This is a genomic window from Planctomycetota bacterium (assembly GCA_039182125.1).
GTDB lineage: Bacteria > Planctomycetota > Phycisphaerae > Tepidisphaerales > Tepidisphaeraceae > JBCDCH01.
Genome location: JBCDCH010000012.1, coordinates 59,360 through 71,371 on the forward strand (window position 1 = coordinate 59,360; position 12,012 = coordinate 71,371).

The 12,012-nt window shown below is 63.4% G+C and carries 10 protein-coding genes; 7 read left to right on the forward strand and 3 right to left on the reverse strand.

Annotated features, from left to right (window positions below; translation table 11 throughout):
* The first annotated feature begins 60 nt into the window (after nucleotides 1–60).
* The 3 genes from AAGD32_04980 (at nucleotide 61) to AAGD32_04990 (ending at nucleotide 3,965) form a co-directional block, all read left to right on the forward strand.
* Complete coding sequence (locus AAGD32_04980) at nucleotides 61–891, forward strand: hypothetical protein (GenBank protein MEM8873594.1); 831 nt, start codon at nucleotides 61–63, stop codon at nucleotides 889–891.
* Nucleotides 892–974: 83 nt separating this feature from the next.
* Nucleotides 975–1,862, forward strand: coding sequence for a type II secretion system protein (locus AAGD32_04985; protein MEM8873595.1), 888 nt, complete (start codon nucleotides 975–977; stop codon nucleotides 1,860–1,862).
* 3 nt (nucleotides 1,863–1,865) lie between these two features.
* On the forward strand, nucleotides 1,866–3,965 hold the full coding sequence (locus tag AAGD32_04990; GenBank protein ID MEM8873596.1) for a hypothetical protein: 2,100 nt from the start codon (nucleotides 1,866–1,868) through the stop codon (nucleotides 3,963–3,965).
* Here the strand turns inward: AAGD32_04990 and AAGD32_04995 are convergent.
* Both AAGD32_04995 and AAGD32_05000 read right to left on the reverse strand, forming a co-directional pair.
* Nucleotides 3,905–4,873, reverse strand: a complete 969-nt coding sequence (locus tag AAGD32_04995; GenBank protein ID MEM8873597.1) for a sulfatase/phosphatase domain-containing protein — start codon at nucleotides 4,871–4,873, stop codon at nucleotides 3,905–3,907. The two genes, AAGD32_04990 and AAGD32_04995, sit on opposite strands and share 61 nt — an antisense overlap.
* Nucleotides 4,874–5,144: 271 nt before the next feature.
* Nucleotides 5,145–5,759 (reverse strand): alpha/beta hydrolase fold domain-containing protein, encoded by a 615-nt coding sequence (locus AAGD32_05000; protein MEM8873598.1) that lies wholly within the window; start codon nucleotides 5,757–5,759, stop codon nucleotides 5,145–5,147.
* A gap of 102 nt (nucleotides 5,760–5,861) precedes the next feature.
* On the opposite strand from AAGD32_05000, the gene AAGD32_05005 reads away from it, so the two are divergent.
* Complete coding sequence (locus AAGD32_05005; protein ID MEM8873599.1) at nucleotides 5,862–6,521, forward strand: hypothetical protein; 660 nt, start codon at nucleotides 5,862–5,864, stop codon at nucleotides 6,519–6,521.
* Between the two features lie 3 nt (nucleotides 6,522–6,524).
* Here AAGD32_05005 and AAGD32_05010 read toward each other — a convergent pair whose 3' ends face one another.
* Nucleotides 6,525–7,460, reverse strand: coding sequence for a Gfo/Idh/MocA family oxidoreductase (locus AAGD32_05010; GenBank protein MEM8873600.1), 936 nt, complete (start codon nucleotides 7,458–7,460; stop codon nucleotides 6,525–6,527).
* Nucleotides 7,461–7,544: 84 nt separating this feature from the next.
* Here AAGD32_05010 and AAGD32_05015 point away from each other — a divergent pair, with 84 nt between their 5' ends.
* The 3 genes from AAGD32_05015 to AAGD32_05025 all read left to right on the forward strand — a co-directional run bounded on the left by AAGD32_05015 (nucleotide 7,545) and on the right by AAGD32_05025 (nucleotide 11,784).
* The gene (locus AAGD32_05015; protein ID MEM8873601.1) at nucleotides 7,545–7,748 is read left to right on the forward strand and encodes a hypothetical protein; all 204 of its coding nucleotides are present in this window, start codon (nucleotides 7,545–7,547) and stop codon (nucleotides 7,746–7,748) included.
* 39 nt (nucleotides 7,749–7,787) lie between these two features.
* Complete coding sequence (locus AAGD32_05020; protein ID MEM8873602.1) at nucleotides 7,788–8,060, forward strand: hypothetical protein; 273 nt, start codon at nucleotides 7,788–7,790, stop codon at nucleotides 8,058–8,060.
* Between the two features lie 622 nt (nucleotides 8,061–8,682).
* Complete coding sequence (locus AAGD32_05025; GenBank protein MEM8873603.1) at nucleotides 8,683–11,784, forward strand: type I restriction endonuclease subunit R; 3,102 nt, start codon at nucleotides 8,683–8,685, stop codon at nucleotides 11,782–11,784.
* The last annotated feature ends 228 nt before the right edge of the window (nucleotides 11,785–12,012 follow it).

Below are 12,012 nucleotides of genomic sequence, written 5' to 3' on the forward strand. Positions count from 1 at the left end.
TAACGAGGAACACATTCATCCCGCCGATCCCGGTCGGCCCCACCTTTCCGAGGAGAAAACATGAGGAAACAAACCATCATCACCGGCGCAGCAGTCGTCGCCGCCAGCCTCTGCGTCAGTGCTACCGACGCGGCGACCGTGACCGGCGACACCTACGTCGAGATCGGCGACCTGTTCAACGCCAATGCGCCGACACAGACCCGTAACACGCAGCCATTCATCAGCGTGATCGATGATGATTCGACTCCGAACAACGCCACCGGCACCCTCGACCGTGTCGGCGTGTTGTACTTCGATCTAACGAGTGAGAGCGGCACCGGTGTCAGCAGCGGGTCGAGCCTCTCACTCACGCTCATCGAAGATGCCACCGGAGGTGCGTCTGTCGACAACCCGCTGACGCTGAGTCTCTGGGGCGTTGCCGACGGCGCGGCCGAAGACAACTTCACGAACAGTGGCTACGCGGTAACCAACACCAATGCGCTCCTGAACGCCATCGACGCCGGTGGCAACCGCGTCCGTGAGAGCAACACATTCGACCTTGATCCCGGTGCGGGAACCTCGTTCCGCGAGCTGGCGTCGATCGAGTTCACCAGTTTGGCCGGACTGACCGACGGTTCGACCATCACCTTTGCCAGCGCGGATCTCGACACGTTTGTCTCGAGCGTGACAAATGGGACGGATACCGATCTGGCCTTCCTGCTGACACTCAACAGTGGCACTTCGGCCAACGGAAACGGAAACGGTCTGTCAAACAACCAGCTCCGCTTCGACTCGCTCGAAACCGCCGGGGGAACCCCCGCCACGCTTGCAGTGGTTGTTCCCGAACCTGCCAGTGCGCTGACCGTGCTCGGCGGGCTCAGCTTGCTTGGCATGCGTCGACGCCGGGCCTGATTCAATGACTTTGTCCCGTGGCCGGGGCCTGACCGTCCCGGCCATGTCTTGCGCCCAAACACACCCCGATGAGAAGGACGCCCATGTTTGCTCGAAAAGTACGCCCCGACGCCGGCTTCACGCTGGTGGAGCTTCTGGTCGTCATCGCGATCATCTCGGTGCTGATCGCCATCTTGTTGCCGAGTTTGGCCAGGGCCCGTGCTTCGGCCCAGTCGGTCGCGTGTCTGAGCAGTCTTCGGCAGATCGGCTTCGCCGGGCTGATGTACGCGAACGACAACAACGGGACCGTGCGTGGCTGGGGATTGGTCTCCGCCGCTGATCAGGCCGCCGGCGTGGGTCCACAGAACAATCGCTGGTGGTTCGGCCTCTCGCCCTACCTGTGGGACGCGCCGACCGATCTCACCACCGCCGGCAATCGAATCGTCGAGAGCCGGTGGATGTCGGAGTCGATGCAGAAACTCAACTGCCCGGCGACCGACAACGGAGATGGCTTCGGCCTGCTCGCGGCCGATGAGGACAACCCCGGCACGTTCGAGAAGGTGGCCGGCGTGACCTACGCGGTTAACGACGTCTTCAGCAAGTATGACGATGCCGCGAATCGCCCCAGCCCGACGGTTCGCATCGTCAATGTCAAAGACTCGACCGACACGATCTACATGACCGACGGCTACGCCGTGCTGCGACCAAGCAACTTCAGCCCGCCCAACTGGGACCTTCCCGCCGCAAACTGGGCGGGGCGTGAACCCCTTGAGTATGCCCCCGGCATGTACAACGGCTTCGATGCGCAAGGCAATCCGAGCTACCCCGGTCCAAGCGCCGCCGCCGACTTCATGTACTTCCCCCACCCGGGGGTCCGGACCAACAGCGCGTTTCTCGATGGCCACGCTGAAACGCTCGACGCCACGATCGGCAACGGCATTCGCCGCACACAGCTCGACCCGTGGAACGGTGCCGCGAACGACGAAGACTAACTCGTGACGCCGGTCTGGGGCCATGACGACATCGGGCGCGTTCGGCTTTTCCGCCGACATGTCAAACTCAAAACACCGGGCCAATTCCGACTTTTCGCAGAGGGTGTCTACCACGTCTGGCTCAACGGCGAGTTTCTCGGCCGCGGGCCGGTGCCACATCATCCGGACGAGTTGTTGTATGACACGTACGACCTGCCGGCCGGTGACCATGTCGTCACTGTCCTTGTGTATGTGCCGGGCGTATCGACGCTGAGCTACGTGCCAACAGGTCGGCCGGGGTTGTGGTCGGAGATACTCGTCGACGGCGAAGCCACGCCGGGAACGTGGAAAACGACTGGACGAACCGGCTATGGGTCTGACGTTCCCCGCCGCACGTTGCTGCTCGGCCATGTCGAACACTTGGACCTTGCGGCTCACCCGGTCGGCTGGGAAGAACCGACCTTCAACGACACGACTTGGTCGACTGCGGAACCAATCGAACCGCCGCCGTATCTCAGGCCCCCCGAGTCGCGACCGGTGCCGATGCTGCGACACGAGTCGGTGTGGGCCAATCACATCGGCACGTTCGCATTGACCAAGCCGCCTCTCCCGCTCGCACCCGGCTCGGGTACCATCGACAAAGCAGGCGTCGATGGTACCGCCGCCTATGGCAACGACTTGATGGACGCTGGCTGGACACCGACCGAATCGACCGACGGCAACGTCGCGTTGGTCTACGACCTCGGTGCCGAGCACGTTGGCGAACCATTGCTGGAGCTGACCAGTGCCAGCCCAGGCACCATCGACTTCGGCTTCGCCGAACTGCTCGACGACCACGGCCGGCCCGCGTTGATGATGAAAGGCGGAAGCTACGCCAATCGCATCGAAACTCCCGGCGGCAACGTGAACTTCGCCGGCATTGGCTACTCCGGCATACGGTATCTCGCGGTGATGCTCCGCGAGTTCGACGGACCGGTCGACGTGCGCCGCGTGGGTGTTCGCGCGTCGACGCTGGCACTGCGCTTCTCGACGCCGCCGCGGTCGGGGCATGCCGATCTGGACTGCGTCGTTGAGCTTTGTGCTCGGACGGTTCGTGTGGGCGTGCAGGAGAGCTTGATCGACTGCCCAACGCGTGAACAAGCGATGTATCTCGGCGATGGCCACTTGATCGCGCGCTGGTTGCTACGTCTGACCGGGGACGCGTCGCACTGGAAACGCCTGGTTCGTGCCCAGTTCCATCGCCCCGCCGCCAACGGTCTGATCCGCACCGTCGTGTTCTCGGCCGCGCCGGTGATGCTGCTCGACTACAACCTGCTCGGCATTATCGGCACACGCGACTACCTCGCCCACACCGGCGACCTCAATACTGTCCGCACTTTGCTGCCGACGGCATGCGACGTCTATGGCTGGTTTGAAAGACAGCTGGATAACGACGGCCTGCTGCGCGTGGACTTGTCGAGCTTCGACCGTGGACAAGTCCGCGAGGAAACCTACGACCCGGCGCTGCCCGATGGCGAGGCCCACCGCAATCTGTTCATCGATCACGCCGGCATGGGCTGGCACAATGTGGGCGAACCCGGCATCGACCGCACGGGCACCAATACCGCGATCAACGCGTTGCTCTCGATGGCCGAGTGTGCGCTGGCGGACATGGGTGAGGAATCGACACTACGGCGGCGGTCCGAACGTCGACGGTCGACGGCACGGGCGGCGTTCTACGACGGGATACTGTTCCGTGACGGAGCGGGCTCCGATCAGATCAGTCAGCAGACTAATGTCTGGGCCACGCTGGCCGGGTGGATGACACCGACCGAAGCGGCAACCGCGCTTGAGCCGCTGTTTGCCGATCCGAGCGAGAAGGTGGCGCGGTGCGGGCCATACTTCTGGGCGTATGCGATCCTCGCCCTGCGCTACGCCGGTCTCGAATCTCTCGCGCGACGGGAGGTGGTTCGTCTCTGGCAACCGATGCTCGACGCCGACGCAACCACGTTGTGGGAGACCTTCAACGGCGACGCCTACGACTCGCGCTGCCACCCGTGGAGTGCCGCCCCGCTCGACTTGGTCTATTCGCCAAACTCCCACGCCTTGACCAAGACGCCATCGGGATCGAGCAGCCGAACGTAGTCGATCTCGACATCGCCTGTCGCATTGATCGGGTCGATCCGCAGCCCGGTCAGCGGCGTCTTCGGGTCGATCGACACACGGATGCGTTGGTCCACGTCGTAAACGAACCCAATGCGGGCATCGCGGTTGAAGTTCGGCCGATTCGTAGTTGCCAAGTATACATCGCCAACACCGCCGGCACTCGCTTTGAGCCGAGTCTCAACCACGTGTGGGCCGACCACGGCGGGAACGTCCGTTGCCACGAGGTACGGATCAGGACCGACGCACTCAAGCATTAGTCGACCGCCCTGCAACTTGCCACGCAGGTGCTTGCGTGTCACCCGGCCGCAGAGCGTTAGCAACGCCGGCTGGTTCTTCGAGAGATCGTTGGTTTCACCGATGTCTTCGACCAAGTCATACAGCTCATACCGGTCACCGCCATCGGGCAGGTCGGCGTAGAAACGGATGATCTTGTGATCACCGACGCGCAGGCTGGACGACGGCTGATACCCGGACCGCTGCCCCCAGCCGTGCGGGAAATGTACAAAGATCGACCGATCTGCCAGCGGCTCCACGACGTCGCCACCGCGCAAAACCGGCCCTAAGTCATGTCCGTCGAACGCGACGTCTGCCTCTAAAACCGCGAGACCGATGACCGTTGGGAACACGTCGAGGCTTCCGATCAATTGTGCGCTTTCGGACGCAGGTGCGATGACCGGCGGATAGACGATCACCATTGGGGCGCGTGTGCCTCCTTCGTAGATCGTCGCCTTGCCGCCGCGCAGCGGGGCGTTGCTTGTGATCGGACGATCTCTGTAGCCGTACTCGGCCGCCGGCTCCCAGTGCACGCCACCGTTGTCGCTGAGGAAGACGATGATCGTTTTCTCGGTTTGCCCGTACCGACGTTGCCGACCTTGCCGAAATCCCACAGTGCAAGGTACGACGGCCGGGGTCCGGGGCCGTACCAATGCGGGCGGTCCACGTCGTAGCCGTGGGCCAGCGGCGAGCACGGGTCGTGGCTTAGGTGCCATTTGCCAAAGTGACCAGTGCAATAACCGGCGTCTTGGAACACCTCGGGAAGCGTCAGGTACTTGGTGTCGGGTCGGGTTACCGTGTCCGCCTCGAGCCAACGCAGTTCGAGCCGGCCGGGAAGCAGCGTCTGCTCCAGCACGACCGCCACGTGGTGCCAACGCGGGGCCGTCAAACCCAGCCGGGCCGGGTGCCGCGCGCCATGAGTTCGTCGATGTGTGGCGTTTCGTAGAACTCGCTGCCCTGGATCGACAGATCCATCCAGCCAAAATCGTCGGCCAAGATGACCAGCACATTCGGCGGCTCATCCGGCGGCTTCGGTTCGGCGGACAGAAGCGCGGCGGTCAGCGCAAGGCCGGTCATTCGACCTCCACCATCGGCGGCAGATATTCGAGCGTGACGAGAAAGTCGTCCACCGCCAGCCGAACCCCCGCCGGCCGCAAGCCAAGCCGGATCAATGTGCAACCGCTCCGCGTTGTCCCGCACCCAAGCGAACGCAACGAACGCGTCGTCCATCGCGTCGAACGGCGTGGTGCCATGCTCGTCACGAATGCGATACGCCGGCGTCACGACAACCATCCCGCGCGAAGCCAACCATCGCGCGTACGGCTCGAAGTGATTAATGCTGCCCTTGATCCACCCACTCCCGTGGTACAGCACCATCGCCGGCCGACGATCGTCGTCTTCAAGATCCGGTGGCTGGTAGATCTTCAACGCCAACGGTCCTTGGGGCGTCTGGCGGTAGATCGCTTCGGTTGCCGAAATCTCAGCCGGAGAAACGAGCATAAGCGTCAGGAGTAGCGGAAGTATGGGTGGTTGTGCGACGGCGTGGATTAATGTAACTTGCAATATTTCCACTGGCAACCGATCGTCCCCGGAGAAGGAACCATGACCACACGCACGCTGCTCACCGGTATCGCGGCCATCGCACCCACTGCCGTCTTGTTGGCCGGATCGGTCGAACCGGTCGCCGACACGTTCATCCTCGCAGAGAACATCGCCGGCGATGTCGCGACCGATGATGGGAAGAAGCCGGTGCTCGCGATCAAGTCCGATCGCCCCGCCGGAAGGCTCGACCGTATCGGCGTCATTCGCTTCGAAACGCCCGGGGGCGCGGAGTTCGAGAATGCGGCGATCACGCTTCACCTGAAGGTGCAGGGCCCGAGTGCGACGTCGGGAACTTACGAGTTGTACGGCGTGTTGCCGGGCGCACTCGAGGACGACCTTGACGAATCGACCTATACCGCCGCCCAGCCCGACGCTGCGGTCGACGCCAGCAGCAACCGGCTCAAAGAATCGCTCGTGCACGATCCCGACTCCGAGCAGATTGGCGTGCAACCGGTTGCTACGGTGACACTCGAGGACGGGCAGAAGACGATCGTGTTCGAGGGAGAAGCACTGGTGCAGTTCCTGCGAGACGTGGCCGACGACGATGTCGCGTTCATCCTGAAAGCGACCATGCCGGCGGAACGTGCAGGGACGCCCGCAACGTTTTTCCATTCGCGTGAGGCGGATGATGGCCTGCGGCCAACCCTCGCTTGGGACTGACCCTCAGTCGGCCAAGTCACGACACTGTAAAAGCAAACGGGCCGTCTTCAACGTTTCCTGAGTGCCAAACGTGCCGTCGCCCTCCCCCGCGACGGCCGACAACAACTGTTGCTCCAACGGTGCCGCACTCGGCAGTTCCACGACACGCAGCGCCTTGTCGGTCGTAACGGTGCAAGCGCCGTCACGCACCTCGACTTCACCGCCCTGGCAGCGGACGATCAGCCGATCATCGCCGTGGGTACCGAACCCCGTCGGTCGGGCCAGGTCGGCGTGGGCGATTGCGGTGCCGCCGTCAGCAAGGGCGAACGTCGCGACGGCGTGATCCTCCGCGGGGGCGATGTTTGCCGAACCTGCGTTGCCGTGCCGGGCGCTGATCGGTGTGAGTGGGCCACACACGAACCGCAACGCGTCGATGCCGTGTGACGCTACCCAGAGCATTGTGCCGCCATACAGGGTCCGCTCCTTGTAGAACGCCGGCCGGTTGCCCAGCGGATAGGTCTTCTGCGCCACCGCCAACACCATCTGCCCAAGCTCGCCGGATTGCACCAGTTCGCGCGCTGCCAGCAGTGCCGGCTGGGCTCGCCAATCGAATTCGGTCACGATCATGCCGCCGAGCTGTTCCAGTAGTTCGAGCTGTTCCCAGGTGGCCGCCGCAGGTTTGTCAGTGACAACAGGCAGGCCGAGGCGACGTGCCGCCGCCGTGTAATCACCGGCACGGCCGTACACGCTACCGACGCTAACGACGTCCGGTTGGTGCCGCTCGATTGCCGAGGCGAGGTCGCCCGCGTGAACCGAAAAGCCAACCCGCTCGGCCATCGCTTCCGCCGCGCCCGGCGCATCCGGATCGATCACGATAAGCCCCAAGCCCGGCGACCTCACCGCCCGACGGAGGTAGTGATGACCCGACCCACCAACGAAGAGAATGCGCGGTTGCCGCATGACCTGAGCATATCCGACGAAACCTACGCTCCGGCTTGTATCCCACGGGCTTCGCGTTCAAGCTGATAAAGTATCTGGACGAACGTGCTTCAGATGCCGCGGGACGAGGACACCCATGCCGAGGGACGCACCACCCTTGCCGGCGTGTTTGCCCCCGACGCGGCGGCGCATGCTGAGATGATAACCGAACTCGCCACAGCCGGCGTCACTGCCTTTGACAGCTATGACGAACTGCTCGCAACCGACCTCGACGCGGTTTGGTTGCCGGTGCCGATCCACCTGCATTGATCCCTCGCCGAGCGCGCGGTCTTGGCGGGAAAGACGGTCATGCTCGAGAAGCCAGTGGCCGGCTGCATTCAGGAACACGACGCAATCGCCAACTTTGTCAATGACAACAACGGCCGCGTCCTCATTGGATTTCAAGACATCTACCGCCACGTCACGCACGAACTGAAGCGACGTCTGCTGGCCGGTGACTTCGGTCGACCGAAGGCCGTTTCGGTTGCAGGCGTCTGGCCGAGACACGATGCGTACTACAGCCGAAACACCTGGGCCGGCGCTCTAAGCGCGAAGGCCAGTGGGTGTTGGACAGCCCTCTGAACAACGCGCTGGCTCACTGTGCCAACCTCGCATTCTTCCTGCTCGGGCCAACGCAAGCAGAAACAGCGGGGATATGCGCTGTCGAGGCCAGCCCTTGGCGAGCACGACCGTCGATCGAGCACGACTCGCCCGCGCGCTCGGTGCCGTCGCCACCGGCGAAGGTGCGACGGATTTATGTCACAATCTGTCTTATCGCGCGTCACCCAGATACCCGGCTCAGTGCAGCACACGACAGCCAAGAAGAACAAATACACCAATGAAACGCCGCTTTCCGGGGAGGAAAGCGAAAAGGCCGGAGCGGGATTCGAACCCGCGGATCACGGTTAATGCAACCGGTCCATAATTCACCACTTGTGACGATGACGGTGAAGCGTGTGACGAAATCTGTGCCAATGTAGACACCGAACTTACCACTGTCGTTAAAGCGTGGCCGTGCCTCCCGCGGCACATTCGCGGCGGCGCTAACTGCGCTGGTCGCGACGGCAAATGCCACGACCGGTTTTGAAACACCCCGTGTGAAGGCAAAGCAGTCTTGCGGTGATGCTTCGATTAGTTAGGTTGTGATGTCAACGATAGAGGGCCACCGATTTCTGCCACCGAGACCAGCGATAATGTAAGCGAGATGGCAGCGTTTTCGACTGAGCAGCTTCCACACGACTTTGCCGCCGAGAGCCACATAGAGAGGCGCTTGCGGGAACAACTCGCCGGTCTCAAGTACAAAGTTCGCGACGACATCACCGACCGCTACGGCATTGAGTGCAACTTCCGCCGCCACTTCGAAGCCCTCAACCGCTGCACGCTCACCGACGGCGAGTTTAAGCGCCTTCTCCGCGACATCGTCACGCCCGACGTCTTCGCCGCCTCCAAGACGCTTCGCGCCAAGCACAGCTTCGAACGCGACGACGGAACCCCGCTCAACTACACGCTTGTCGACCTGAAGGACTGGTGCAAGAACACCTACGAGCTTGTCACGCAGCTACGCATCAACACCGACAACAGCCACCACCGCTACGACGTCATCCTACTCGTCAACGGCCTGCCGCTCGTGCAGATCGAGCTCAAGCGGCACGGCACTAGCCCAAAGCGGGCCATCGAGCAGATCGTCGGCTACAAGAACGATCCCGGCAACGGCTACGCCTCCACGCTGCTCTGCTTCATGCAGCTCTTCGTCGTCAGCAACGACACCGAGACGTTCTACTTCACCAACAACGACGCCAAGCACTTCCGCTTCAACGCCGAGGAGCGGTTCCTGCCGGTCTACCGCTGGGCCGACCGCGACAACAAGCCGATCACGGGCCTGCACAAGTTCGCCGATACGTTTCTGCCCAAATGCGTGCTTGGCCGAATGATCAGCCGGTACACCGTGCTGCTCGAGACCGAGCAGAAGCTGCTCATGATGCGGCCGTACCAGATCTACGCCGTCGAACGCATCCTCGACCGCATCGAGCACAACTCCGGCAACGGCTACATCTGGCACACCACCGGCAGCGGCAAGACCCTCACCAGCTTCAAAGCCTCCACCCTCCTCCGCGACGACGACCGCATCGCCAAGTGCCTGTTCGTCGTCGACCGCAAGGACCTCGACAAACAGACCCGCGACGAGTTCAACCGCTTCCAGCCCGGCAGCGTCGAGGAAAACACCAGCACCGCCACCCTCGTCAAACGACTGCTCTCGACCGACAAGGCTGACAAGGTCATCGTCACCACGATCCAGAAGCTGGCCCTGGCCCTCAACGAAGCCAGTAAGCGGAACAAGCAGCGGATCAACAAGGGCAAGCGCTCGTACGCCGACATGCTCGCGCCAATGAGCGACGAGCGGATGGCCATTATCTTCGACGAGTGTCATCGCTCGCAGTTCGGCGATAACCACCAGACCATCAAGGAGTTCTTCCCCCGCGCCCAGCTCTTCGGCTTCACCGGCACGCCGATCTTCCCCAAGAACAGCACGGTCAAAAGAATCGACGGTGAGGAGAAAAAGCTCCGCACCACCGCCGACCTCTTCGGCCAGTGCCTGCACGAGTACACCATCACCAACGCCATCGAGGACCGCAACGTCCTGCGGTTCCATGTCGACTACTTCGGACGCTCCGACGGCGCGCGCCGCAAGTCCGGCGAAGCCAACCGGCAGGCCGTCGTCGACGAGATCCTGGACAAGCACGACCGCGCCACCGGCGACCGCCGGTTCAACGCGCTCTTCGCCACCGGCAGCATCAACGAAGCGATCGCCTACTACGACCTGTTCAACGCACTGCAGGCCGGGCGACGGCTGCAGGACGAACAGTTCAAGCCGCTGAAGATCGCCTGCGTGTTCTCCCCGCCCGGCAGCGTCAGCCAGGACGTCCGCCAGCTCCAGGAAGACCTGCCCCAAGAGCTGGCCGATTACCGCACGAACCCCGCCGAAAAGCTCGCCGCCCTCGAACGCATCATCACCGACTACAACGCCGCCTTCGGCACCAACCACGCGACCGCCGAGTTCGATCGCTACTACCAGGACGTCCAAAGCCGCATCAAGCTCCAGCAGGTGCCCGACGCCGACCTGCCGGACAAGGGGGCCGAAAAGGTCGACCTCGTCATCGTCGTCGACATGCTGCTCACCGGCTTCGACAGCAAGTACCTCAACACGCTTTACGTCGACAAGAACCTCAAACACCACGGCCTGATCCAGGCGTTCTCCCGCACCAACCGCGTCCTCAACGCCACCAAGCCCCACGGCCAGATCCTCGACTTCCGCGGCCAACAGCAACGCGTCGACGAAGCCGTCACGCTCTTCAGCGGCTCGACCGACCAGGAGCCCCGCACCATCTGGCTTGTCGACCCGGCCCCGAAAGTCATCGACGACCTCAAGGCCGCCAAGACCGACCTCGTCAACTTCCTTCAAAGCCAGGGCATCGACGCCACGCCCGAGGCCGTCGCGGGCCTCAAGGGCGATGACGCTCGCGCCCAGTTCGTCAAGCGGTTCAAGGAAGTCCAACGCCTCGCCGTCCAGCTCGACCAGTACACCGACCTCACCCCCGACCAAAAGGCCCAGGTCCGCGCCACGCTGCCCGAATCCGAGCAACAGGGGTTCAAGGGCGTCTACCTCTCCACCCGCCAACGCCTCATCGACCAGCAACGCCAAGCCGGCCTGACGGCGAAGGACAACGAGCCCGGTCAAGCCCAAGCGGCCGTCAATCCCGAGCTCGACAACTTCGACTTCGAGATGGTCCTCTTTGCCTCGGCCACCATCGACTACGACTACATCAAAAAGCTCATCTCCCGCTTCACCGAGGGCGGCGGCGCGGTCACGGGCACCGGCGGCCGGGTCGAGATGACCCGCCGCGAACTGATCGGGCTGATCGAGTCGGAGGCGCGGTTTGCCGACGACCGCGACTTGCTCACGGCATACATCAACTCGCTCGAGCCTGGCGTGGTGCTGAACATGGACGAGGTCGACGCCGAGATCGAGCGGTTCAAGGCCGAGCGGGCCGCGGGCGCGTTGGCCGAGGTGGCCAAGAAGCACAACGTCGCCTCCGAAACGCTGACGACGTTTGTCGACGAGATCGTGCGGACGGGGTCGTTCGACCCGGACCGCCTGACCGACCTCGCCGCCGCCCAGCCGGGGCTGAGCTACCTGCAGCGGACGCGGTGGGAGCTTTCGCTGATGGACGCGATCCTGCCGATCCTGCACGAGCGGGCCAACGGCCGCCAGATCGCCGGCCTCGAGTCGTACGAGGAGGAGGCGTGACCTTCCCCCCAACGACGCCTTCGCCCGGTGCCACCGCATCCTTGCAGTCGCGGACGCCCACCACGCCCGGCCACTGCAACGACGCAGCGAAGAAACTCGCGCGTAGCTCGCGGTCATCACACGCAGGTCCAAGTCGCCGCGGCACCCGTGCCGCGCGGGGGCGTTCGCAAGCCCACGCGCTTGCCCAACCGCAACGCGCGGCACGGGTGCCGCGGGTAGCTCCACTTA